The sequence below is a fragment of the Novosphingobium sp. G106 genome (assembly GCF_019075875.1).
Lineage (GTDB): Bacteria > Pseudomonadota > Alphaproteobacteria > Sphingomonadales > Sphingomonadaceae > Novosphingobium.
Genome location: NZ_JAHOOZ010000001.1, coordinates 2,890,526 through 2,914,409, shown reverse-complemented (window position 1 = coordinate 2,914,409; position 23,884 = coordinate 2,890,526). Strand labels below are relative to the sequence as shown.

The following is a 23,884-nucleotide window of genomic DNA, read 5'->3' as shown; positions in this document are numbered from 1 at the left end:
CCGTCGATGAGCTACGAAAGCCATGCAGAGCCGATCAAGCTGGGCTATCTGTTCGATTTCAAGCTTCCCCCCGGCTTCCCGCGCGACCAGCTCAACGACCTGACCGACTCCTTCGCGCTGGTCTTCCGGCAGGGCCGCGAGCGCGGGGTGATCGACCGCGATGTCGAGATCGTCTTCCGCGAGGTCGAAGGGCTGCCCAAGGGTACGGTCAAGGCGGTGATCGATGCTTATGGCGAACTGGTCGACGAAGGCTGCCTTGCCGTGTTCGGTCCGGCGATCACCGATAACGCGGTGCCGATGCGCGAGGCGATCGAGGAGCGCTTCCGCGTGCCCGCGATCAGCGTCTGCGGTGCCGACGACTGGCTCGGCGAATGGACCTTTGCTTTGCCGCAGGGTTCGATGACCGACGAGCCCATCTACTGGGCGCACCTGATCGCCAAGCAGGGCCACAAGAGCGTCGGCGTGATTATTGAGCAGTCACTGATCGGTGAATCCTACGCGCGCAATTTCCGCAAGGCGGCGCGCGAGCAGGGCCTCCGCATCGTCGGCGAGCAGCAGATCGCCCAGACCGCGCAGGATGTCGGCGAGGCGATATGGCGACTTCATGACGTCAAGCCCGATGCGCTGGTCCACTGCGGATTCGGCTTCGGTGTGGTTCAGGTGAACCCGGCGCTCAAAGCGCTTGGCTGGGATCCGCCGCGCTACATGGGCACGGCTTTCCAGAACGCCTGGATCAATCCGGCGATGTGGCAGGCGATTGTCGGCTGGACCGGGCTCGACCAGTACGACGAGGGCAACAAGGTGGGGCAGGCCTTCCTCGACGAATTCGCTGCGGCCTACGGGCGCCGTCCCGAATATTGCGTGCCCGTGGTCAACCGCGATCTCGCTACGGTACTGCTCCAGGCCTTCGCCGACGCCCATCCGCTGACGCCGCGCGGCGTGCGCGACGCGCTAGAGCGGGTGAAGATGGTCCCCGCCGCCTCGGGCGCGCCGGGGACGCGGCTGTCGTTCGGCAAGTGGACACGCCGCGGCTGGATGGGCGCGGGTTACCTCGTCGCGCGCCAGCTCGATCCGGACGGCAAGACCTCGCGGCTGGTCGACCGGTTCGGCTGGGATTGAGAACCTACTGCGCTTCCACCCGCGCCCGCGCTTCCATGATCTCGGCGATCAGGCTCTTGGCCATGCCGGCAGTGGCGGCGCCGTCGACCGAAAGGACCTGGCCGCTGACCTGGCGGGAGCGGTCGCTGGCGAGAAACAGCGCGGCCTCGGCGATGTCGCGCGGGGACCCCTGACGCTTGAGCGGCTGCCAGCCCATGCGGACTTCGGCAACGGCCTCCTGGATGCGACGCGCCTGCTCGTCGTCATCCGAGGCGGCGTAGGTGCCCATCGGCGTCGGGATGTTGCCCGGGCAGATGCAGTTGACGCGGATCAGGTTGACGCCGAGCTCGATCGCCGCGGTCTGGGTGAAGTTCACCACGGCCGCCTTCGAGGCGCGGTAGTTGAAGAAACCGAAGCCCGGCTGGATGCCGCTGATCGACGAGACGTTGGTGATCGAGCCGCCGCCGTTGTTCGCCATATGCCGCGCGGCGATCTGGGTGCCCAGCATCACGCCTTTGACATTGACCGCCATCACCCGCTCGAAAGCATCGAAATCGGCTTCGAGCAGCGAGCCGTAGGCATTGTCGGACAGGCCGGCGTTGTTGACGAGCGCATGGAGGCCGCCGAATTCGGAGACGGCGAAGTCGATCAGGCCCTGCACGTCGTCGCGGCTCGACACGTCGGTCTTGCGGAAGCGTACTCCGTCGCCGATCTGCGAGGCGAGTTCGCGCCCTTCGTATTCGAGCAGGTCGGCAATGACGACTTTCGCGCCTTCCTCGACGAAAAGCTCGACCATGCCGCGGCCCAGGCCGCGCGATCCGCCGGTGACGATCGCCACTTTGCCCGCCAGTTCATTCGCCATTTTGAATTCTCTCCTCACCCTGCCGCGCCAATCTTTGGAAAAGGGCGGAGTCTCGTTCTAAAGTTCCGTGGTTCCGATGACGCCTGCTACAGCATGTGGTGATATCGACTCAATTGCGGAGAGAGTGATGCAGACGCGAGTTCTCGGAGGGACATTAGAGGTTTCGGCCATAGGCCTGGGCTGCATGAGCCTGAGCGGCGCCTATGGCGGTGCGCTGAGCGAGGCCGAGGCGGTCGATCTGCTGCGGGCAGCCCATGACCGCGGCGTCACCTTCTTCGATACGGCCGAGATTTACGGTCCTTACCTCAGCGAGCAGTACCTGGGCGCTGGGCTTTCCGGCATCCGCGACAAGGTGGTGATCGCCACCAAGTTCGGCTTCAAGTTCGACGCGAACGGCAAGCAGACCGAGGGCTTCGATAGCCGTCCCTCGCGCATCCGAGAATTCGTCGAGGCTTCGCTCAAGCGGCTGCGGACCGACTACATCGATCTGCTCTATCAACACCGGCTCGATCCCGAGGTGCCGGTAGAGGAGGTCGCAGGTACGGTCGGCGAACTGATCCGCGAAGGCAAGGTCCGCGCCTTCGGCATGTCCGAGGCCGATGCCGCCTCGATCCGCCGCGCTCATGCAGTCCAGCCCGTGACGGCGCTGCAGAGCGAATATTCGCTATGGTCGCGCGATGTCGAGGCGGAGATCCTGCCGACCTTGAAGGAGCTGGGCATCGGCTTCGTGCCGTTCAGTCCGCTCGGCCGCGGATTCCTGACGGGCGAGGTCAAGCCCGACTCGCTGCCAGAGAACGACTGGCGCTCGAAGATGACCCGCTTCAAGGGCGAGAACGGCGCCAGGAATTTCGCGCTGGTCGAGGCGCTGCAGGCGCTGGCGGCGAGGACCGGGCACAGCTCGGGTCAGCTCGCGATCGCCTGGGTACTGCATCAGGGCCAAGACTTCGTGCCGATCCCCGGAACGCGCCGGCTCGACCGGCTCGAGGAGAACAACGGTGCGGCCGGGATCAAGCTGAGTGCCGACGATCTCGCTGCGATCGACGCCGCCTTTCCGCAGGCCGAAGTCGCCGGAGGCCGCTACTGGTCATGAGCGAGACGGCGACATTGGAGCAGGATCCGGCGGCGCTCGTGGCGGAGATCGAAACGCGCGCGCGCCGGGTCGAGACGCCGTGCGGCGATGGCACGATGACCTGGCGTATCTGGGGCAAAGGCGAACCGCTGGTCGTCGGCCACGGCGCTCAAGGTGCGTGGTCGCACTGGATCCGCAATATCGACGCTCTGGCGAAAGAGCGCATGGTCATCGCCGTCGACATGCCGGGGCAGGGAGATTCGGCAGTGCCGGCGACGCCCGATCATGCGGGCATCTCGGCCGCGCTGGCGGCGGGCCTGCGCGAGATACTCGGGCCAGGAAAGCAGGCCGACTTCGCCGGTTTCTCATTCAGCGGCATCGCCTTCGCCTGGTTCGCGCATTACCATCCCGAGTTTGTCCGCCGCCTGATCCTGATCGGCTGCGGCGGGCTCGACACGCCGCATGGGCATACGGACATCCAGCCGGTGAAAGGCCTGGTCGGCGAGGAGCGCAAGGCGCGGCTGAAGGCCAACCTGCTCGGTCTCATGCTGCATCACCCGGACAGCGTCGACGAGCTCGCCCTGCACCTCCTGGTAGAGAATGCGCGCAATACCCGCTGGGTGCAGGTGGACATGGTAATCCCCGATCGGCTCGTTGCAGTGCTGCCCAAGGTGACGGCGCGGGTCGATGCGATCTGGGGCGAGTTCGATCGGCCGCATCCCGATCACTCCGTGCAGGAAGTGGTGATCCGCCGCTCGCACCCTGACTGCGATTTCCGCGTGATCGCGGGCGCCGGGCACTGGGCGATGTACGAGCGGCCCGAAGCGTTCAACGCCACCCTGCTCGACATGCTGACGAATTGAAGGGGCGAGAGAGAGGATATGACCAGCTTCACCAACGCCCGGATCTTCGACGGCCGCCAGGCCTTGCCGGGGTTGCATACCGTGGTGCTCGAAGGCAATCGCATCGCCTCGGTCACGCAGGGGCCGGCCGAAGGTGAAGCGATCGACCTAGGCGGGATGACCTTGATGCCCGGGCTCATCACCTGCCATTTCCATCCGGACTTCTACAAGTTCACCCTGGCCCAGGGCTTCGCCGGTGAGCCGCTGGGCAAGGAGCTGCCGCCGGGTGTGCTCATGGCGATCGGCGTGCGCAACTGCCGGGTGCTGCTGGAAAGCGGCTTCACCGGCTATGTCGGCGCGACGGCAGGGCACGACATCGACGCCCAGCTCAAGATGGCGATCGAGCAGGGGATCATCCCCGGGCCACGGTTGCGCGCCTGTTCGATGCACATCGGCACGACGGGCGATCTCAATCATTCGAAGAACTGGTGGCGCGAGATGGCGACGCCGGGTACCGACGTCTTCGTCGACGGGCCGGACGAAATGCGCAAGATGGTACGCCAGCTGATCCGTCGGGGCGCCGAGACGATCAAGCTGTTCACCAGCGCGGGCCACGGCTTTCCCGGTCCGGTCCCGCGCAACATGGAGCGCGACGAGATCGAGGCGGCCGTCCAGGCGGCGCACCATCGCGGCGCCAAGGTCCGCGCGCATTGCGCCGACAAGGCGATGATCCGCGAATGCGTTGAGCTCGGCGTCGACATCATCGATCACGGCGATGAGATCGACGACGAGCTGATCGCGCTGATGGCCGAGAAAGGCACCTGCTGGGTGCCGAGCCTGATCTATCCCAAGTGCCTGCTCCAGCTCGGCTGGGGCGATGCGCGGATGCAGGAGCTCTATGACCATGTCAGAGCAATGCTGCCGAAGGCGCAGAAGGCCGGCGTGAAAATCCTGATCGGCGACGATTACAGCGGCGTATTCCGCGACGTGATCCCCGACGATCCGCTCGATCATCAGGTCGGCAACTATGGCCGCGAGTTCGCCTACTACGCCGATATCGAGGGGCTTTCGCCGGCGGAAGTGCTGGCCTGGGGTACGGCCAATGCCGGCGAGGTGCTGACCGGCGGGCGCGACCGGCTGGGCGTGATCGAGGCTGGGGCGCTGGCCGATCTTATCGTCGTCGATGGCGATCCGCTGGCCGACCTGTCGATTCTTGCGCGGCCGAACGAGCACCTTAAAGCCGTCATCCGCGACGGCAGGTTCACCATCGACCGGCTCCAGTGCGAGCCGGCCGCTCCCCGTTCGCTCATCACAGAGGTCGCCGCATGATTCCCGCTCTGCGCAACAAGAACTACATGCAGCTCGCCTTCGTCGTACCGAGCCTCGAAGAGGCGATCGAAGGCTGGGTGCGCACGGCGGGGGCGGGCCCGTTCTTCGTGTTCGAGGAACTGCATTTCACCGAGAGTGTCTACCGCGGCCGCGCCGAGGACGTGAAGCCCTGCCGCGCGGCGATCGGCCAGCACGGCGACATGCAGATCGAACTGATCCAGCCACTGTCCGACGAGCCGGGGCTGTGGACCGACGTGGTGCCGTTCGGCCAATCCGGTTTCCATCACACCGGGCTCTACTGCACCGACTACGACGGCGAGCGCGAAGCCGCGCTCAAGGGCGGCGAGATGGCCTTCGAAGGCCTGATGATGGGTGCCCGCACCTGCTATATCGACACCACCAAGACGCTCGGCTTCCTGACCGAACTCGTCACCGCCAACCCCGTTGCCGAAATGGTCTTCGGCCAGATCCGCGCCGCCTCCGAAGGTTGGGACGGCAGCGATCCGATCCGGACCCTGGGATAAGGACTAACCCATGACCACCGAGACCATTTCCCAGCAAGATATTGGGGCCAGCTTCTGTCGCGCCGTCACGGCCGAGGAAGTCGCGCACTACAGGGAGAAGGGCTGGGTCCAGCTGCGGCGCTTCATCGCGCCCGAGATGATCGCGGCGATGCTGACTAAGGCCAAGGAGCTGATGGGCGAGGATGGCGACAGCAACCCGCCGTATGGCATCGACCAGCCCTATTTCAACGCATTCGCCGCCTCGGGCTACAACGACGAGCGGATCAAGCCGGTGTTCGAGGGGATAGGCCAGGCGGCCAAGGCGCTGATGGATCGCAAGGCGCATGCCGGGGTGCGGCTGTTCAACGATTTCTTCGCGCCCAAGCTGCCCGCGGCGAAGAAGACCAGGAACCAGGGCAACGGCCCGACCAGCTTCCACCAGGACTACATCACCTTCGCTGTCGACCGCACCGGTGGCATGACCTTCTGGATTCCGCTCGAACGCTATGGACCGGAAGCGGGGACGATGTCGTTCCTCAACGGCTCGCACAAGTTGGGCGTGCTCGGGAACTACACGGCCTACGACGGCAAGGATATCCGCGACGTCTGGCCCGAGCTGCGCGACTGCGAGGAAAGCCCGCAGATCGACTACGAGCTCGGCGACATCACCGTGCACACGCACCTGACGGTCCACGGTGCCGGCTCGAACCAGCTCGACCGGCCGCGCTGGGCCTATCTTGTGCTGCCGCAGCCCGCCGACGCCCGCTGGAACGGCGCCCCGCCCGAGGCCTTCGATCCCGCCGCGCACAAGATGACTCCCTACGGCAAGTTCCCCGACGAGAGCTTCCCGATCATCGCCTGAGCGGGCCGGATTCAGGCCTTACAGCTTGAACCCGCCGCTGGCGTCGATCGTCTGTGCGGTGATCCAGCGGCCTAGCGGTGAGGCGAGCGCATAGACGATGTCGGCGATCTCCTCCGGCTGGCCGAAGCGGCGCAGTGCGGTGTTGTCGATCACGCCCTTGGCCAGCTCGGGATCCTCGGTGACGTGGAGGTTGGTCTCACCCGCGGTGAAGCCCGGCGAGACGGCATTCACGGTGATGCCGCGGCCGCCCATGTCCTGCGCCAGGACGCGGGTGAAGGCTTCGACCGCGGCCTTGGCCATCGAATAGACGATGATGCCGGGATCGGTCAGCCGCGATCCGGTCGACGAGATGTTGATGATCCGGCCGTGGTCGCGGATGTGGTGATAGAGCGCGCGCGTCAGCAGGAAAGGCCCGCGGACGTTGTTGCTGAAGGTCTGGTCGTAGAGCGCGTCGTTGCTGTCGAGGATCGTGGCATAGTCGCCGCCGCCGATGTTGTTGACCAGGATGTCGATGCCCCAATTGCCATCGGCGTCGCCGGTTCGCTTGGTGAACTCGGCATCGAGTGCGGCGATCAGCTTCTCGATCTCGCCCGGCTCGCCGATCTTGGCCTGAACGGTGAAGGCCTTGCCGCCGGCTGCCTCGATCGCGCGCACCGTGTCTTCGGCCGCGGCGTGGTTGCCGGCATAGTTGACCGCGACGATCGCACCGGCCGAGGCCAGCTTCTCCGCCATGGCGCGGCCGATGCCGCGACCGCCGCCCGTAACCAGCGCGGTCTTGCCCGCGAGTTCCTGTTCCATTCGTCACCTTCTCCCGATCCCGCTGCGGGATCGGCGACTAGGCGACGATCGCGCGGCGGCAGAATTCCCAGATCTCGTCCGCCAGCCGCTGCCGGCGGTAGCTCACCGCTTCGCCGCTCTCCTGCATGAGCAGGTCGATATGAACGGTGCTGGCGATCAGATTGTAGATCAGCAGGGCTTGTAGCGCGGGATCGGCATTGCGCAGCAGTCCTGCACGGATGCCTGCGCTGACCCGATCGGCAATGACCCCGAGCAGGGGTGCGAGCGCGTGATCGAGTTCGGCCGGGCGCGTCTGTGCCAGCCGCATGTGCTCGCGTACGATCGCGGAAACGCGGCGGATGCCAATGCCGCCGACGTCTGGCTGCGCACCGGTAACCAGCCCATAGACGATCGTGCGAAGCTGGCTGACGGGATCAGGTTCCGCCTGGACCTGTTCCGCGAAGAAGTCGGCCGCCTGCTTCAGCGTCGCTTCGAAAACCGCGAGAACGAGGTCGTCCTTGCCGGCGAAACGTTCGTAAAAGGCCCGGCGTGCAAGGCCCGTGCGCTTCAGCATGGCGCGGATGGTCAGACCGTCGAGCCCCTCTTCGTCGAGCAGCGCATAGGCTGCATTGAGTATGCTCTGCTTGCGGGCGCATTCCGCCGCGTCGTCATTGGTAGCGGGAGAGGATGCCAGTTCGGCGCTTGTTGCCATCCTTGCGCGTTACTCTTTCGTTCGCCTCAGGTCCAGCGGCGGACATTGACAGAATCGGGCATTCGTTCTACATAACGAGAACACTGTTCTCAGTACTGTTCGGGAGAGTTCGCGAGATGCCGCAAGTCACTTATGTCGCGCATGGCGGGGCACGCCAGACAGTCGATGTGCCTGTCGGCGAGAATGTGATGCGCGGCGCGCTTTACAACGGAATTGACGGCATCGTCGGCGAATGCGGCGGCGGCCTCGCCTGTGCGACCTGCCATTGCTATGTCGAGGACGGCTGGGCCGGCAAGCTGGCGCCGCCGTCCGAGGCCGAGCTGCAGATGCTCGAAAGCGCTACCTGCGAGGTCAAGCCGAACAGCCGCCTGAGTTGCCAGATCGCGATGACCGCAGCGCTCGACGGCCTCGTGGTCGACTTGCCCGAAGCACAATACTGAGCCCGACAAGAGGCGAGTGGAGAGAAATATGGCTACCCAAGCCGCGCAAGCGTTCCAGATCCCCGACCACGTGCCGCCCGAACTCGTGCATCATGTCGGCATCACCGAGAGCCCGGAGTTCCTGGCCGACCCCTATGCCTTCTTCAAGAAGCTGGCGCAGGACTATCCGCCGATCTTCTACTCGGTCGGCTCGCACGGCGGTTCCTGGCATTTCCTCAAGCATGCCGATGCCTTCCGCATGCTGCGCGATGCCGAGTATTTCAGCAACGAAGGCGGCACGCCGTTCCCGCGCGATCCGGCCGATCCGTTCAAGTTCATCCCGATCGAGATTGATCCGCCAGACCACCGCAAGTACCGCGCGATCCTCGATCCGATCTTCTCGCCGCAGGGCATCCAGCAGCTCGACGAGACGATCCGCCGGCTCGCCAACGATCTGATCGACGAGGTCATCGACAAGGGCGAGTGCGAGTTCACCACGGCCTACGGCCGGCCGCTGCCCGTCTCGATCTTCCTCGACCTGATGGGCCTGCCGCAGTCGATGCGCGACACCTTCGTCGATTGGGCCGTCGGCCTGCTGCACTCGACCACGCGCGAGGGCATGGCCGCGGCGTTCGGTCAGATCGTCGCCTATATCAAGCAGGCGATCGCCGAGAAGCGCGCGAACCCCGACGACAAGGTGGTCAGCCGCATCGTCCACGGCGAGATCGACGGACGACAGATGGACGAGAAGGAAAGCTTCGGCTTCGTCCTGTTCCTGTTCATCGCCGGCCTCGACACGGTCTTCGCGACGATGAACAACATGTGGCTCTGGCTGGCCGAGAACCCCGATCGCCGCCACGAGATCATCGCGCGGATGACCGCGAACCCCGGCGACATGAATGCGGTGACCGAGGAACTGCTGCGGATGTGGGCGGTGACCTTCTCTGGCCGGTCGCTGCGCAAGGACCTCGAGCTGCGCGGCGTCAAGATGAAGGCCGGCGACAAGGTGATGAGCGTGCTGCCCTCGTGCAACTTCGACGAGGAGATCTGGCCGAGCCCCCTGACGGTGGACTTCGACCGTGTGCGCAAGCCGATCCTGTCGTTCGCCGGCGGCGTGCACAGCTGCATGGGCGCGCATCTTGCGCGGCTGGAGATCCGCATCGGCCTGGAGGAATGGCTGAAGCGCATTCCCGACTTCTCGGTGAAGCCGGGGACCGAGATCGAATACCGGCCAGGCGGCGTCGTCGGGCCCGAGTATCTGCCGCTCGAGTGGTAAGCTAGCAGCCGCCGACTTTCGGCCGGAAGCGGATCTTGCGGTCGTGGCGGCCCAGTACGAGGACGCCGCCGGTCTCGATCGCGAGCGGCTCCTGCGTGAAAGTCGCTGTGCCGAGGTCGTTGGGCGCGAAGTTGAAGCGGACCTTGGTCGCTGCGCCGGGGGATAGCGTGAAGCGCTCGCTTTCGAGGTCGAAGACGGGCAGCAGGAACTTGACCGAAACCACCGTTTCGCCCGGCTTCAGGTCGATCACCCAGTCCTCGTAATTGAGCGGGCTGCCGATTGTGCGGCCGTCGCTGAGCACGGCGACTGCGTTGAAATATTGCGGCGAGATGCCGTCGGGCACGCTGAGCGCGAGGCGGAACTCGCCTGCCGCGGCCGGCGTCTGGCTGACGAGATCGAACCTCGGCGGCGTGATCGGATCGCTGGTCAGGACGATCTTGCTGCTGTCGCCGTCCCAGGTGCCTTCCGCTCGCTCGTCGAGCGCGCCGTAAGATAGCTCGTAGCGGAAGCGACCCTCGGCAGAGAGCAGGAGCCGCGCGGCGATCTCTGGCTCGCCGCCGTCGTACTGGCCGGCAAGGCAGTGCGGCGCGGCGGCCTGGGCTGAAGATGTACCCAGCATAAGGGCGCAGAAGATAGATAGTGGACGCAACATAACTCTGGTCAATCGGGGACGATTGAGTCACCATGGCGGAAACAGGCCGCAAGACCAAGGGAGAGCGAGCCATGGACATCCGCCCGTTGCATGCGGACTTCGGCGCCGAGGTGATCGGCTTCGACGTGCAGAACGGTGGTACCCCCGCCGAGGTCGAGGAACTGCGCCGCGCCTATGACGCCTACAGCCTGCTGCTGTTCCGCGGCGGTGGGCGTGTTTCGCACGAGCGGCACGTCGAGATCGCCAGCTGGTTCGGCCCGCCGGCGCCGATCGCCAACGACGGCCAGGGCAACCTCGTCTCGGTGCTGCAGAACGAAGAATCGTCGGGGCGGCTGCAGCTGCCGTTCCATTCGGACCTGACCTATACCGAGGTGCCGATCAAGGCGATCTGCCTGCAGGCGATCGCGGTGCCCGAGGGCGGCAGTTCGACCACATTCGTCAGCAGCGCGGCTGCCTGGGGCAAGTTGCCGGCGGACCTGCAGGATGAGCTGTCCGACAAGACCCTGCGTCATGTCTATGCCTCGCGGATGATCGAGGTGAACTGGCCGACTTTCGTCGCCGAGCACCCGGTGCGGTTGCTCCATTCGCGCACCGGGCGGCCGATCCTGCTGGTGACCGAGAACCATGCCGACCGCATCCTCGAATTGGACGAGGCGCGCAGCCGGGCGGTGATCGACGAGCTGTTCGGCGTGCTCTACGCGCCCGAGGCCCGCTACCAGCACTGGTGGCAGCTCGATGACCTGATCATGTGGGACAACCTGGCGGTCCAGCATGCCCGCACGGAGGAAGCGCATCCCCGCGCCGGCAAGCGCGCGCTGCAGCGCGTGGCGCTAGCCGAGGTGGGTTTCCACGAACTGCTCGAACGGGCGAGGGCGGCCGAGGCGGCCTAGGCTGGCAGCGGTTCCGCCAGCCGCTGCCGCGCTGGCAGTACCAGCGCGGCCAACCCCGCGACCACGCCGAAGGTGCCCGCGATCAGGAAGGCCGGGGCGTAGGTCCCCCAGGTCTCGCGGATCACGCCGGCGCCGAGCGCGGCGGTCGCGGCGCCGATCTGGTGGCCGACCATGACCCAGCCGAACACGATCGGCGCGTCGCGTTCACCGAAGGCGCGGTTGGTGATCGCCACGGTCGGCGGGACGGTGGCGATCCAGTCGAGGCCATAGAACACCGCGAAGACCGCGAGGCTGGTCCCGTCGAAATCGATGAACGGCAGCGCCAGCAGCGAAAGTCCGCGCAGCGCGTAATAGACGAATAATAGCCGGCGCGGGTCGTAGCGGTCGGTCAGCCAGCCCGAGGCGGTGGTGCCGAAGAGGTCGAACAGGCCCATCATCGAGAGCAACCCGGCGGCAGCCACCGGCGCGATGCCGTGGTCGCCGCAATAGGCGATCAGGTGCGTGCCGACGAGGCCGTTGGTGGTCAGCCCGCAGACGAAGAAGGTGCCGAACAGCAGCCAGAACACCGGACTGCGCGATGCGCTCGCCAGCACCTTGAGCGCCAGCGCGGGATCGGCGACCTGCCGTGGCGGCGGGGGAGGGGCGTCGGGCGCCTCGCCGAAGCGTGTGGTGCCCACGTCCGAGGGCCGCTCGGGCACCAGGAAGGCGACGAGCGGGATCAGCGCGAGGCAGACGAGGCTGACGGTCAGGACCACGGGCTTCCAGGCGCCCGTGCTGGTCAGCCAGGCGAGGAAGGGCAGGAAGATCAGCGCGCCGGTGGCAGCGCTGGCGCTCATCAGGCCCATGACGAGGCCCTGCCGCGTCGCGAACCAGCGGTTCACCATGGCCGCGCCGAGGACCATGGTGATCGCGCCGGTGCCGATGCCAGAGAACAGGCCCCATGTGACGAGGTAGTGCCAGGACTGCGTCATCCACTGGCTGACGAAAGTAGAGGCGGCCATCAGCGAGAGCCCGGCGATCATCGTCCGGCGGATGCCGAAGCTCTGCATCAGCGCGGCTGCGAAAGGCCCGACGAGGCCGTAGAGGAAGATGCCCACGGCCGAAGTCGCCGAGATCGTCGCGCGGTTCCAGCCGAAGTGGACCTCGAGCGGCACCATCATCACGCTCGGCGCCGAGCGCAGGCCGGCGGCGGCGAGCAGGGCGATGAAAGTGACCGCGGCGACGGTCACCGGCCAGCGGTGTGCGCGCTTCATACCTGCGCCGCCTCGACCAGCCGGTCCAGCGTCCCGATCATCGCCTGCCATTCGGCCGGATCGATCTCGCCGAGCACATGCGCCTGTGCCTGCTGCCAGTCGTCTTCCGCGCCCGCCATCGCGGCCCGCCCGGGATCGGTCAGCCTCGCCAGCTTGGCGCGGCCCGGTCCTTGCTCGACGACCGCCCAACCTGCGCGGGTCACCGGGGCGAGCGTGCGGTAGAGCGAGGTGCGGTCCATCACCAGCCGCTCGGCAAGGCGGCTGAGCGGGAGTTCGCCATCGGCCCGCGCGAGATTGCGCAGGATCGAGAACTGCGTCGTCGTCATGCCGTGCGCTGCCAACCGCTCGTCATAGAGCCGCGTCACCGCGCGCGAGGCCTTGCGCAGCGTTGTGCAGGCGCAGGCCCGGGGATAATCATGATGCATATGCATCATATATGGGCCGATAGCCTTGCCGTCAATCGATGGGCAAGCGCTTGCTGCGATCCCGACGCCGTGCGAGACCGCGCCGCAGATGTCCGCCGCCCCGACCTATCCCGATCCGTTCACCCGCACGATGCTGACCATTGCCGCCACCGCCGCGGTGATGATGGTGACGATCGACGCGACGATCGCGATCATCGCCTTGCCGCGGATCAAGAGCAGCCTTGCCGCATCGCAGGAACAGATCGCCTGGGTGCTGACCTCCTATTTGATCGCCGGCGCCATCGCGACACCGCTGAGCGGCTGGCTGGCCGACCGCTTCGGCCGCAACAAGGTGCTGGCGATCGCGGTGCTGACTTTCACCCTGGCTTCGGTCGGCTGCGGGCTTTCGCCCAATCTCGAAGTCCTGGTGGCGTTCCGCTTCCTCCAGGGCGCGACGGGCGCGAGCATCGTCCCGCTGACCCAGGTGCTGCTACTCGACATCAACCCGCCCGAGCGCCATGGGCCGGCGACCGCGCTGTTTGGCATCGGCACACTGTTCGGCCCGATGATCGGCCCGACCTTGGGCGGCTGGCTAACCGAATATGTCTCTTGGCGCGCTATCTTCCTCATCAACCTGCCGATCGGCGCGATCGGGCTCGCCGGCTTCGTGATTTTCGGACGCGAGACGCTGCGCGAGGGGGTACGCGCCTTCGATGCCAGGGGCTTTGGCGCCGTTGCCATCGCGTTGACCGCCTTGCAACTGATGCTCGACCGCGGGCCAATGCTGGACTGGTTCTCCTCGACCGAGGTCGTGATCGAGGCGACAGTCTTCGGTGCCTTCGCCTATCTCGCCGTCTTCCACATGCTGACCGCGCGCAATCCGTTCATCAAGCCGGCGATCTTCAAGGACCGCAACTTCCTGCTGGGAACGATCCTCAGCGCGCTGCTCGGCGTGCTACTGAACGGCGTGATCCCGATGGTGACGAACCTGATGCAGCAGCTGCTCGGCTATCCGGTGATCCTGACCGGCCTGCTCTCTGCGCCGCGTGCGGTCGGCAACATCTTCACGATCCTGATCGTGGGACGCCTGGTTTCCAAGGCCGACGGTCGCCTGCTGATCTTCACCGGCATGACGATGCTGGTGTCGAGCCTCTACATCCTCACGCAGATGTCGCTCGATGTCAGCCAGGAGGAACTGATGCTGGTCGGCTTCCTGCAGGGTTGCGGTTCGGGCTTCCTGTTCCTCCCGCTCAACCTGATCGTCTTCAACACCTTGTCACACGAACTGCGCAATGAAGGTTCGACGCTGTTCGCGCTGACGCGAAGCCTCGGCGGCGCGGTAGGGATATCGATGATCCAGGCGGCGACGGTGCGCGATACCAACGTCGTGCAGTCGTACCTCGTAGAAGCGGTGCGGCCCGACAACCCGCTGGTCGATTGGCTCAGGCCCGATTTCGAGCCGACCAATCCGGCCTCGGTCGCGGGGATGGTCGGCGAGATCGCGCGCCAGGCAACGATGGTCGCCTATGTCGATTCCTTCCGCATGCTGTTCATCCTGGCCGTGGCCATCACGCCGCTGTGCCTGCTGATGCGGATCGGACGGAGGCGCGCCGCTGCCGACGCGCTGCCGCCAATCCACGCCGAATAGTGGTCAGGCCTGTGCGGCCATCGCGTCGCGCATCGCACGCCAGGCGTCGAGCTTCATGAAGCCGAGGTATTCGGCCTGCATCTCGGGCGTGAGCACTTCGACCATCTGGCGCCCTTCGATCCACAGTTCGATCACGCCGAAGAAGCCGCCGCGCTTGCGGTACTTGGCGGGCCAACCCTCGCGTGCGGCGATGGCGAACACCTCCTCGCCGGTGAGGTTTGTTGCGATTGCGCCGTGGGTGGCCGTGTAGCCGGGCGCACCGGTGTACTCGCCATAGGCATCGGCATCACCCTCGGTCTCGCGCAGGACGACGTCGACCGGATAGACCTCCACCGCGGTGCCGCGGTCGTCGCCGGCGAGCGCGATCCAGCTCCCTTCGGCGACGGGTGGGAAGGGGAAGGCTTCGCCGTCCCAGAACTTGGCCAGGACTTCGGCGACGTGCTTTGGTGCGTGGGCGGCGATGGACATGTGAAACAGCATGAGAATCCCCCTCGATCGGTTTCGATGGCGGCGTCAGTGCAATGTGGCACAAATTGTGTCAATATAAATTTGACATGATTTGTGCCATTTTCTAGGCATGCTTCATGGACGAAGATACCACGGCTTCCGGCACCCGCGAACGCAAGAAGGACGAGACGCGCGCGCGCATCGCCGACGACGTCATTGCGCTGATGGCGGAAGGGCGGCTGGACATCAGCCACGACCTCGTCGCTGAGCGCACGGGCATCGCGCGGCGCACGATCTATCGCTATTTCCCCGATCGGCAGGAACTGCTCGGCGGCGCGAGCACGCGGGTGCGCGAACTGGCGGGGCCGGGCGTGCGCTTTCCCGAAAGCGAGGCGGACCTCACCGGCACGCTGCTCGATACCTATACCGGCTTCGACCGGATCGCGCCGATCACCACGCTGATGCGTTCGACGCCGCAGGGCCGGGCGATGCGAATGGCGCAGAACGACATGCGCGTCGAACGTTATACCGCGGTCACGGCCGATGCGGTGAAGGACCTGCCCCAGGAGGACCGCAAGCTCGCCACGGCGCTGCTACAGATGCTCCACACCACGCCCTGGCTGGAGATGCGCGACCACTGGGGCCTGACCGGCGAAGAGATCGCCCGCGCCACGGGCTGGGCGATCCGCACGCTGCTGGCCGACCTGCGCTCCCGCGGAGATCGGCCGCTATCGGACTAGGTCAGAGCGCGATGTTGTAGACCCGCGCTGCGTTGCCCGAGAGGATCAGGTTCTTCTCAGGTTCCGTCAGCCCGCCCAGCGCCGTCTCCATGTTGTCGACCGGGTAGAGGCAGATCGGGTGCGGGTAGTCGGTCTCGAACAGGCAGTTCTCGACGCCGAGCTGGCGAATGTCGTGGACCAGGTTCTTCCGCTCGAACCAGAAGCAGGCGTAGAAGTTGGTCTTGAAGTACTCGCTGGGCTTGCGCTGGAGCTTGTAGGCGTTCGCACCGGTCTCGCTCATCTGGTAGTCGATCGCCTCGAGCAGGAAGGGAATCCAGCCCAGGCCGCTCTCGACCGAGACGAACTTCAGCTTGGTGAAGCGGTCGAGCAGGCCCGACAGGATCAGGTTACCCATGGTCTTGCCGTTGTTGATGAACAGCATCGCCCCGCCCAGGCCCGAGCGCATGTCCTGGTGCAGCCCCGGCCAGCCCTGGTGGCCGACGAAGTCCATCGATTCCTCGGACGCGCCGATGTGGAAGTTGATCGAGAGGTCGGTCGCCTCGCAGGCTTCCCACATCGGATACCAGTACTCCTGTCCCAGGTCGGGCAGGAACGAACCGTCCGGACGGCGGAAGTTGTGCGGGTCCGAGTTGATGTTCAGGCCCTTGAGCCCCATCGCGTGGACGCGCTCGATCTCCTTGACGCAGAGATCGACGTCCCACCACGGCAGCATGGCCATGGGGAACATGCGCTGGCCGCTGTCGGCCTGTAGTTCGGCCATGGCGTCGTTGAAAATCTTGATCGTGGCCAGCCGCAACTCGCCGTCGACCTGGACCGCCGCCTGGCCGCCAAAGCCGAGGATGTTGGGGTAGATGATCTGCGCGTCGATGCCCATGCGGTCCATCACGGCCAGGCGTTCCTTGACGCTGTAGGCGGCGGGATCGACGTCCTCGATCTGCTTCTTGATGAAGTCGAGGCCCGGCCACTTGGTGCCGTCCTTCGAGATCGTGCAGGCGGGCACGGCGCCCTTGGAGAGAATCTTGTCGTCGTCGATCACCCAGGAACGGATGCCGTCGACAGTCTTCACCCGCGGCAGGCGGTCCTTCATCGCCGCCGGCGCCCGGCTCGACCAGAGGTCGAAGGGTTCGACGAGGTGCGTGTCGACGTCGATGACCTTGCGGCCGCCGAATACGCTGCGGTCCAGAATCGGTTGGTTCATGGCTCTCTCCCGGGGAATGATTTGACCGGGAAATACCTGAGCGAGCGCCAGCCGGGAAGTGACGCGCTGCCCATTCCGCCTTGCCGCGCGTCCAAAGCTGCAAATGATTTGGCCCGCCGCACCGAAGCGCGACGGGCCAGGCTTTCCTCCCCAGGAAAGGCGTGTCGTCTTACCCCCGCGCGGCGGTGCCGAGACGGTGATAGAGGTTTGAATATTTCGAGGAATCCGGCGCGTCTTCATTGGCTTGAAGATAGAAGCGCACGGCTTCCTTCAGCAGCTTGAAGTCGTCCGTCGACAGGACGGCACGGGCGCGGGTGGGTTCGCTCATCGTCTTGCTCCTTCTTCCTTCGAGGCTCGGGCTCAGGCCGCGAACTGGTTCATCGTGTTGGCCGCGCCGCCCGCCTTGAGCGCCGCCTCGCCGGCGAAGTATTCCTTGTGGTCGTCGCCGATGTCCGAACCGGACATGTTCTGGTGCTTCACGCAGGCGATGCCTTGGCGGATTTCCTCGCGCTGGACGCCCTTGACGTAGCCGAGCATGCCGGCGTCGCCGAAGTATTCCTTGGCGAGGTTGTCGGTGCTGAGCGCCGCGGTGTGGTAGGTCGGCAGCGTGATCAGGTGGTGGAAGATGCCGGCGCGGGCCGCGGCGTCGCGCTGGAAGGTGCGGATGCGCTCGTCGGCCTCGTTGCCGAGATCGGTGCCGTCGTAATCGATGCTCATCAGCTTGGCACGGTCGTAGGCAGCCATGTCGCGGCCTTCGGCGGTCCAGGCATCAAACACCTGCTGGCGGAAGTTCAGCGTCCAGTTGAAACTGGGCGAGTTGTTGTAGACCAGCTTGGCATTCGGCACGACTTCGCGGATGCGATCGACCATGCCGGCGATCTGCTCGATGTGCGGCTTCTCGGTCTCGATCCACAGCAGGTCGGCGCCGCTCTGCAGCGAGGTGATGCAGTCGAGCACGCAGCGGTCTTCGCCGGTGCCCGAGCGGAACTGGTAGAGGTTGGAGGGCAGGCGCTTGGGGCGCAGCAGCTTGCCGTCGCGGCTGATCAGCACTTCGCCGTGACCGACCGTGGTGACTTCCTCGCAGTCGAGGAAGGCGTTGTACTGGTCGCCGATGTCGCCGGCTTCGCGGGTGAAGGCGATCTGCTTGGTCAGGCCGGCCCCAAGCGAGTCGGTGCGCGCGACGATCACGCCGTCATCGACGCCGAGTTCCATGAAGGCGTAGCGGACGGCGCGGATCTTGGCGATGAAGTCCTCGTGCGGGACGGTAACCTTGCCGTCCTGGTGGCCGCACTGCTTCTCGTCCGAAACCTGGTTCTCGATCTGGATGCAGCAGGCGCCCGCCTCGATGAACTTCTTGGCGAGGAGGTAGGTCGCCTCGGCATTGCCGAAGCCGGCGTCGATGTCGGCGACGATCGGCACGACGTGCGTCTGGTACTCGTCGATCTTGTGCAGCAGGCGGTGCGTGGTGACCGCGTCACCGGCTTCCTTGGCCGCGTCGAGCTGGCGGAACATCATGCCGAGTTCGCGGGCGTCGGCCTGGCGCAGGAAGGTGTAGAGCTCTTCGATCAGCGCGGGGACCGAGGTCTTCTCGTGCATCGACTGGTCGGGCAGCGGGCCGAATTCGCTGCGCAGCGCGGCGACCATCCAGCCCGAGAGGTAGAGGTAGCGGCCCTTGGTCGTGCCGAAGTGCTTCTTGATCGAGATCATCTTCTGCTGGCCGATGAAACCGTGCCAGCAACCCAGCGACTGCGTGTAGTTCGCCGGATCGAGGTCATAGGCTGCCATGTCGGCGCGCATGATCTTCGCTGTGTAGCGGGCGATGTCGAGGCCGGTCTGGAAGCGGTTCTGCAGGCGCATACGCGCGACCGATTCGGCATCGATGCCGTTCCAGGTCTGCTGGTTCTCGCCGATCGTCTGGCGGGCTTCGGTGATGTTCTGCGAATAGGTCACGGTAAGAATCCCTGGAAAAGCGCGTGTTTGATGATTTTGCCTAGGCCAGGGATTCGCCGGGTGGAACGGCTTGCGAAGTGCGGCTGTCAAGCTTTACAGAATATCATTGTAAAGTTGTGCAGGTGTGACAAGGTGGGGTTGTAATGGTTGACAACCGCCCCCTCTATCTCGGCCCGCGCATTAAGCGCCTGCGCCGCGAGCTTGGCCTCACCCAGCAGGCGATGGCCGAGGATCTCGAGATTTCGCCGTCCTATGTCGCGCTGCTCGAACGCAACCAGCGGCCGCTGACCGCGCCGCTGCTGCTGCGCCTCGCGCGCACCTACAAACTCGACATGGAGGACCTCGCCGCCGAGGACGGCGAGGACTACGCTCAGCGCATCGGCGAAGTGCTGCGCGATCCGATCTTCGCCGACATCGACTTGCCAGCGCTGGAGATCGCCGACCTCGCGACCAATTTCCCCGGCGTGTCGGAGGCGCTGCTGCGGCTCCACGGCGCCTATTTGCGCGAGCAGCAGGCGCTGGCCGAGCAGCGCGTGCCGGGCGCGGAGGAAGCGGCCGATCCGGTGGCCGAGGCGCGGCGCTTCGTCGCCCGCCAGCGCAACCATTTCCCCGAACTCGATGCTCGGGCCGAAGCACTGGCGGGCGAGATCGCAGAGGCGGGCGGCACCGCCGAGTTCCTGCGCAAACGCGGCCTGCGCGTGCGCTTCCTGCCGCCCGAAGTGCTGGTCGATTCCATCCGCCGCTACGACCGGCACAACGAGCAGCTGCTGATCGACGACACGCTGAGCGCCGAAAGCCGCGCCTACCAGCTCGCGATCCACGTGGCCTATACGGTGATGCGCGCCGACATCTCGCGGATCGTCCGTGCCGAGACCTTCGCTAGCCAGACCGCCGCGACGCTCGTGCGCCGCGCGCTCGGCGGCTATGTGGCGGCGGCTCTGCTCATGCCCTACGACAGGTTCGCGCGCGCCGCGGAAAGCCGGCGCTACGATGTCGAGGCGCTGAGCCGTCTGTTCGGCACCAGCTTCGAGCAGACCGCCCACCGGCTAACCACGCTCGGCCGACCAGGGCAGGAAGGCGTGCCGTTCTTCTTCATCCGCGTCGACGAGGCAGGCAACGTTTCGAAGCGGCTCGACGGCGCCGGCTTTCCATTCGCCGCGCACGGCGGCGGCTGTCCGCTATGGAGCGTCCATTCGGTATTCCGCACGCCCGGCGAGGTGGTGACGCAGTGGCTCGAACTGCCCGGCGGCGAGCGTTTCTTCTCGATCGCGCGGACTGTGACGGCGGGCGGCGGGCGTGCCGGCCAGCCGCGCATTCACCGTGCCATCGCGCTCGCCTGCGCCGCCGAGCACGCGCCGCAGCTGGTTTATGGTGCGGGCCTCGACCCGCGTAGCGTGGCTGCGACGCCGATCGGCGTAACCTGCCGGCTCTGTCACCGCGCTGCCTGTCCCGCCCGCGCCGCGCCGCCGATCGGCCGCGAGATCCTCCCCGACGACTACCGCCGCGCCGCAGAGCCTTTCACCCTGGGGGAGAGTTGAGCTAGGGCTAGGGCCTAAGGAGCTCGACATGCGCGCCACCCCCGATTTCGACTTCGGCCTGCCCGAAAGCGCCCAGATGATCCGCGAGGCCGCCGGCCGCTTCGCCGACGAGAAGATCGCGCCGCTCGCCGCCAGGATCGACGCCGAGGACTGGTTCCCGCGCGAGCTCTGGCCGGCGATGGGCGAACTCGGTCTTCACGGCATCACCGTCGAGGAGGAATTCGGCGGACTCGGCCTCGGCTATATCGACCACGTCATCGCGGTCGAGGAAGTCAGCCGCGCTTCGGCCTCGGTCGGCCTCTCCTACGGCGCGCATTCTAATCTCTGCGTCAACCAGATCCGCCGCTGGGGGACGCCTGAACAGAAGGCGAAGTACCTGCCGAGGCTGATCTCGGGCGAGCATGTCGGCAGCCTCGCCATGTCCGAGGCCGGGGCGGGGTCCGACGTCGTTTCGATGAAGCTCAAGGCCGAGCCGGTCGACGGTGGGTTCAAGCTCAACGGGACGAAATTCTGGATTACCAACGGCACTTATGCCGATACCCTCGTCGTCTATGCCAAGACCGGAGACGGCTCGCGCGGGATCAGCGCCTTCCTGATCGAGAAGGATTTTCCTGGTTTCTCGATCGGCCAGAAGATCGACAAGATGGGCATGCGCGGTTCGCCGACGGCCGAGTTGGTGTTCGAAGACTGCTTCGTGCCCGAAAGCCAGGTCATGGGACCGGTGAACGGTGGCGTGGGCGTCCTGATGAGTGGGCTCGACTACGAGCGCGTCGTGCTCGCCGGGCTACAACTCGGTATCATGCAGGCCTGTCTCGACACGGTCATCCCCTTCGTCCGCGAGCGTAAGCAGTTCGGCAAGCCGATAGGCGCCTTCCAGCTGATGCAGGCGAAGGTCGCCGACATGTATGTCGCGCTGCAATCGGCGCGGGCCTATACCTATGCCGTGGCGCGTTCGTGCGACGCTGGGCAGACCACCCGGTTCGATGCGGCCGGCGCGATCCTGCTGGCAAGCGAGAGCGCCTTCCGTGTGGCGGGCGAGGCGGTGCAGGCGCTGGGCGGCGCCGGCTATACCAAGGACTGGCCGGTCGAGCGCTATCTGCGCGACGCCAAGCTGCTCGACATCGGCGCGGGCACCAACGAGATCCGCCGTATGCTGATCGGCCGCGAACTGATCGGCGCGGCGTGATGGGCCAGTTGGACGGCAAGGTCGCGATCGTCACCGGCGGCACGATGGGCATCGGCGCCGCGATTGCCGAGGTTTTTGCGGAAGAGGGCGCTCGGGTCGTCATCGCCAGCCGAAACGCGGAGCAGGGTGAGGCGCTCGCGACCACGCTCGGCAGTGCGGTGCGCTATCTGCGCGCGGACGTGGCGAAGCGCGAGGAAGTCCAGGCACTGGTCGACTTTACACTTACCGAGTTCGGCGGCCTCGACGCGATGATCAACAACGCCGCGATAACCGGCGCCTTCCACAACCGCTTCCTCGACGACGATCTCGCCGACTTCGACCAGGTGGTGAACGTCAATCTCGCCGGCGTGATGCACGGCAGCCAGATTGCCGCGCGGCACATGGCGAAGCAGCGCAGCGGGGCAATCGTCAACCTGTCGTCGATCGCGGCCGCCGTGCCCGGCTATGCCCTGCTGACCTACCGCGCCGCAAAGGCGGGGGTGGAGAACTTCTCGCGCTCGCTGGCGATCGACCTCGGCGAATACGGCGTGCGGGTGAACGCGATCGAGCCTGGCCATATCCCGACCCGCAACAGCGCTTTCGGTGAGCATCCCGCGCTGACCGCCGAGCAGAGCGCTGAGCTTACGGGCATCGTCGACGAGATCTACAACGCCGATCAGCCGCTCAAGCGCCGCGGCAGCCCGCGCGACGTCGCCTACACGGCGGCCTTCCTGGCGAGCGACCGCGCGGCCTATGTCACTGGCCAGGTCATCGCGGTCGATGGCGGGGTCACCGCGGGCTCTGCATTCAACCAGAACCGGCTGCTGACCGAGGCGCGGGCGCGTTATTTGAAGGATCTCGGCATCGGGTAGCGTCCCCGCGATCTTCTCCCTGCCGCCCCGGGTAGAACGCCGTTCTCATTGCTTCGACTTCTGATCGACGGTAGATCACAGAGCAATAAAAGTGGTGAGGAGAATAGACGTGACCGCGCTCAGTCCAGCCGTTCCCGTGCCCGCGCATATTCCGCCCGAGGCGGTCTACGATTTCGACATGCGTCACGATCCGGCCCTGCTCGCCAACCCGCACGAACGAGTTCGTGAGCTGCTGCGCGATGCCCCGCCGGTGTTCTGGACTCCGCGCAATGGCGGCCGCTGGATCGTCATCGGCCATCCCGAGCTGTTCCAGGCCTCGCGCGATACCGAGACCTTCTCGAGCGGGCTGATGCCGCGCGCGCAACTTGCGGCGATGATGGCGATGATGCCCAAGGACCTGCCGCGCATCCCGCAGGCGACGCCGATCACCATGGACCCGCCCGAGCATGGCAAGTTCCGCGGGCCGCTGCAGAAGACCTTCTCCCCGCGCGCCGCGATGAACCAGATCGACGACATCCGCGCGCTGGCCGACGAACTGATCGACAAGGTCATCGACCAGGGCCACTGCGATTTCATCTCGGCCATTGCCGAACCGCTGCCCGTTACCGTCTTCCTCAAGATGATGGGCCTGCCGCCCGAACGGCTGGCCGAGTTCCGCGTGCTGGTCCACGAATTCCTCGAGAATACGACGACCGACAACATGGTGGCTGCGGCCTCGATGTCGCGCAAAGTTGCCGATGCGATGCTGGGCGAAATCCTGGCGCGCAAGGACGATCCCAGGGATGACATCATCAGCCTGCTCTGGGCCACCGAGATCGACGGCGCGCCGATGACGCTCGAACTGATGGAGGACTATTGCGTCCTGCTGTTCATCGCCGGGCTCGATACGGTGATCAACGGCATGGGCTTCGGCATCCGCCATCTGGCGATGAACCCGGACTTGCAGGACAAGTTGCGCGCCCGGCCCGAACTGATCGTCGAGGCGGCCGAGGAACTGCTGCGCCGCTACAGCTTCACCATTCCGATGCGCCGCGTGGCGCAGGACACCAAGCTGGGCGGATTCGACCTCAAGGAAGGCGAGACTCTGGCGCTCTATATCCCCGGAGCCGATCTCGACCCGCGCGAGTTCACCGAGCCCGAGCAGTTCGAGCTCGACCGCGAGAACAAGGTCCACGTCGCTTTCGGCGTCGGCCCGCACCGCTGCCTCGGTGCGCACCTGGCGCGGGTCGAACTGCAGGTGCTCTACCAGCAGATGCTCAAGCGCCTGCCGCCGTTCCGGCTGGACCCGGATGCCGAGGCGACGTTCCATTCGGGCAATATCATCGCCTTCGACACCTTGCCGCTGCGTTGGGATTGATCCCGATTGCGACAAATCATT

25 protein-coding genes are annotated in these 23,884 nt (G+C 65.8%); 15 read left to right on the top strand and 10 right to left on the bottom strand.

Going from position 1 to position 23,884, the window contains the following annotated elements; all coding sequences use genetic code 11:
* Positions 1–6: 6 nt before the first annotated feature.
* The gene (locus KRR38_RS13915) at positions 7–1,119 is read left to right on the top strand and encodes an ABC transporter substrate-binding protein (protein WP_217402428.1); all 1,113 of its coding nucleotides are present in this window, start codon (positions 7–9) and stop codon (positions 1,117–1,119) included.
* Positions 1,120–1,123: 4 nt separating this feature from the next.
* Here the strand turns inward: KRR38_RS13915 and KRR38_RS13910 are convergent, their stop codons facing one another.
* A complete protein-coding gene (locus KRR38_RS13910; protein ID WP_217402426.1) occupies positions 1,124–1,960 on the bottom strand; it encodes an SDR family NAD(P)-dependent oxidoreductase in 837 nt (278 codons plus the stop codon).
* A gap of 127 nt (positions 1,961–2,087) precedes the next feature.
* Between KRR38_RS13910 and KRR38_RS13905 the strand changes: the two genes are divergently transcribed.
* The 5 genes from KRR38_RS13905 to KRR38_RS13885 are packed head-to-tail and all read left to right on the top strand — an operon-like array spanning position 2,088 to position 6,565.
* Entirely contained in the window at positions 2,088–3,050 is a 963-nt protein-coding gene (locus KRR38_RS13905; RefSeq protein ID WP_217402424.1) for an aldo/keto reductase, read from the top strand.
* Complete coding sequence (locus tag KRR38_RS13900) at positions 3,047–3,892, top strand: alpha/beta fold hydrolase (RefSeq protein WP_217402422.1); 846 nt, start codon at positions 3,047–3,049, stop codon at positions 3,890–3,892. The genes KRR38_RS13905 and KRR38_RS13900 overlap by 4 nt, the downstream gene beginning before the upstream one ends.
* An 18-nt stretch (positions 3,893–3,910) precedes the next feature.
* Positions 3,911–5,200, top strand: coding sequence for an amidohydrolase family protein (locus KRR38_RS13895; RefSeq protein ID WP_217402420.1), 1,290 nt, complete (start codon positions 3,911–3,913; stop codon positions 5,198–5,200).
* Positions 5,197–5,724 (top strand): VOC family protein, encoded by a 528-nt coding sequence (locus KRR38_RS13890; RefSeq protein ID WP_217402418.1) that lies wholly within the window; start codon positions 5,197–5,199, stop codon positions 5,722–5,724. The genes KRR38_RS13895 and KRR38_RS13890 overlap by 4 nt, the downstream gene beginning before the upstream one ends.
* 10 nt (positions 5,725–5,734) lie before the next feature.
* A complete protein-coding gene (locus KRR38_RS13885; RefSeq protein ID WP_217402416.1) occupies positions 5,735–6,565 on the top strand; it encodes a phytanoyl-CoA dioxygenase family protein in 831 nt (276 codons plus the stop codon).
* Positions 6,566–6,583: 18 nt separating this feature from the next.
* Here the strand turns inward: KRR38_RS13885 and KRR38_RS13880 are convergent, their stop codons facing one another.
* Positions 6,584–7,363: an SDR family oxidoreductase gene (locus tag KRR38_RS13880; RefSeq protein WP_217402414.1), complete on the bottom strand. Its 780-nt coding sequence runs from the start codon at positions 7,361–7,363 to the stop codon at positions 6,584–6,586.
* Between the two features lie 37 nt (positions 7,364–7,400).
* Positions 7,401–8,054, bottom strand: a complete 654-nt coding sequence (locus KRR38_RS13875) for a TetR/AcrR family transcriptional regulator (protein WP_254514791.1) — start codon at positions 8,052–8,054, stop codon at positions 7,401–7,403.
* A gap of 116 nt (positions 8,055–8,170) precedes the next feature.
* On the opposite strand from KRR38_RS13875, the gene KRR38_RS13870 reads away from it, so the two are divergent.
* Complete coding sequence (locus KRR38_RS13870) at positions 8,171–8,494, top strand: 2Fe-2S iron-sulfur cluster-binding protein (protein WP_217402412.1); 324 nt, start codon at positions 8,171–8,173, stop codon at positions 8,492–8,494.
* Positions 8,495–8,522: 28 nt separating this feature from the next.
* Positions 8,523–9,749 (top strand): cytochrome P450, encoded by a 1,227-nt coding sequence (locus KRR38_RS13865; RefSeq protein ID WP_217402410.1) that lies wholly within the window; start codon positions 8,523–8,525, stop codon positions 9,747–9,749.
* A gap of 1 nt (position 9,750) precedes the next feature.
* On the opposite strand, the gene KRR38_RS13860 is transcribed toward KRR38_RS13865, so the two are convergent.
* Complete coding sequence (locus KRR38_RS13860; RefSeq protein WP_217402408.1) at positions 9,751–10,368, bottom strand: hypothetical protein; 618 nt, start codon at positions 10,366–10,368, stop codon at positions 9,751–9,753.
* A 104-nt stretch (positions 10,369–10,472) separates the two neighbouring features.
* Here KRR38_RS13860 and KRR38_RS13855 point away from each other — a divergent pair, with 104 nt between their 5' ends.
* Complete coding sequence (locus KRR38_RS13855; RefSeq protein WP_217402406.1) at positions 10,473–11,291, top strand: TauD/TfdA family dioxygenase; 819 nt, start codon at positions 10,473–10,475, stop codon at positions 11,289–11,291.
* Here KRR38_RS13855 and KRR38_RS13850 read toward each other — a convergent pair.
* Positions 11,288–12,544: an MFS transporter gene (locus KRR38_RS13850; RefSeq protein ID WP_217402404.1), complete on the bottom strand. Its 1,257-nt coding sequence runs from the start codon at positions 12,542–12,544 to the stop codon at positions 11,288–11,290. The genes KRR38_RS13855 and KRR38_RS13850 overlap by 4 nt on opposite strands.
* Positions 12,541–12,969, bottom strand: coding sequence for a MarR family winged helix-turn-helix transcriptional regulator (locus KRR38_RS13845; protein ID WP_217402401.1), 429 nt, complete (start codon positions 12,967–12,969; stop codon positions 12,541–12,543). Before KRR38_RS13845 ends, KRR38_RS13850 begins: the two co-directional genes overlap by 4 nt.
* Before the next feature lie 25 nt (positions 12,970–12,994).
* On the opposite strand from KRR38_RS13845, the gene KRR38_RS13840 reads away from it, so the two are divergent.
* The gene (locus KRR38_RS13840; RefSeq protein WP_254514790.1) at positions 12,995–14,596 is read left to right on the top strand and encodes a DHA2 family efflux MFS transporter permease subunit; all 1,602 of its coding nucleotides are present in this window, start codon (positions 12,995–12,997) and stop codon (positions 14,594–14,596) included.
* A 3-nt stretch (positions 14,597–14,599) separates the two neighbouring features.
* Here the strand turns inward: KRR38_RS13840 and KRR38_RS13835 are convergent, their stop codons facing one another.
* The gene (locus KRR38_RS13835) at positions 14,600–15,076 is read right to left on the bottom strand and encodes a hypothetical protein (RefSeq protein WP_217402399.1); all 477 of its coding nucleotides are present in this window, start codon (positions 15,074–15,076) and stop codon (positions 14,600–14,602) included.
* Positions 15,077–15,180: 104 nt separating this feature from the next.
* Here KRR38_RS13835 and KRR38_RS13830 point away from each other — a divergent pair, with 104 nt between their 5' ends.
* Positions 15,181–15,783, top strand: coding sequence for a TetR/AcrR family transcriptional regulator (locus KRR38_RS13830; RefSeq protein WP_217402397.1), 603 nt, complete (start codon positions 15,181–15,183; stop codon positions 15,781–15,783).
* 1 nt (position 15,784) lies between these two features.
* Here KRR38_RS13830 and KRR38_RS13825 read toward each other — a convergent pair whose 3' ends face one another.
* From KRR38_RS13825 to KRR38_RS13815, 3 genes are all read right to left on the bottom strand, one after another.
* On the bottom strand, positions 15,785–16,981 hold the full coding sequence (locus KRR38_RS13825; RefSeq protein WP_217402395.1) for an amidohydrolase family protein: 1,197 nt from the start codon (positions 16,979–16,981) through the stop codon (positions 15,785–15,787).
* 169 nt (positions 16,982–17,150) lie between these two features.
* The gene (locus KRR38_RS13820; RefSeq protein ID WP_217402393.1) at positions 17,151–17,309 is read right to left on the bottom strand and encodes a hypothetical protein; all 159 of its coding nucleotides are present in this window, start codon (positions 17,307–17,309) and stop codon (positions 17,151–17,153) included.
* A gap of 32 nt (positions 17,310–17,341) precedes the next feature.
* Entirely contained in the window at positions 17,342–18,931 is a 1,590-nt protein-coding gene (locus KRR38_RS13815; protein WP_217402391.1) for an isocitrate lyase, read from the bottom strand.
* Positions 18,932–19,074: 143 nt separating this feature from the next.
* On the opposite strand from KRR38_RS13815, the gene KRR38_RS13810 reads away from it, so the two are divergent.
* The 4 genes from KRR38_RS13810 to KRR38_RS37365 all read left to right on the top strand — a co-directional run bounded on the left by KRR38_RS13810 (position 19,075) and on the right by KRR38_RS37365 (position 23,863).
* Entirely contained in the window at positions 19,075–20,469 is a 1,395-nt protein-coding gene (locus tag KRR38_RS13810; protein ID WP_217402382.1) for a short-chain fatty acyl-CoA regulator family protein, read from the top strand.
* Between the two features lie 28 nt (positions 20,470–20,497).
* Positions 20,498–21,655 (top strand): isovaleryl-CoA dehydrogenase, encoded by a 1,158-nt coding sequence (locus KRR38_RS13805; protein ID WP_217402380.1) that lies wholly within the window; start codon positions 20,498–20,500, stop codon positions 21,653–21,655.
* A complete protein-coding gene (locus KRR38_RS13800; protein WP_254514789.1) occupies positions 21,655–22,506 on the top strand; it encodes an SDR family NAD(P)-dependent oxidoreductase in 852 nt (283 codons plus the stop codon). The genes KRR38_RS13805 and KRR38_RS13800 overlap by 1 nt, the downstream gene beginning before the upstream one ends.
* 109 nt (positions 22,507–22,615) lie before the next feature.
* Positions 22,616–23,863 (top strand): cytochrome P450, encoded by a 1,248-nt coding sequence (locus tag KRR38_RS37365; protein WP_309141045.1) that lies wholly within the window; start codon positions 22,616–22,618, stop codon positions 23,861–23,863.
* The last annotated feature ends 21 nt before the right edge of the window (positions 23,864–23,884 follow it).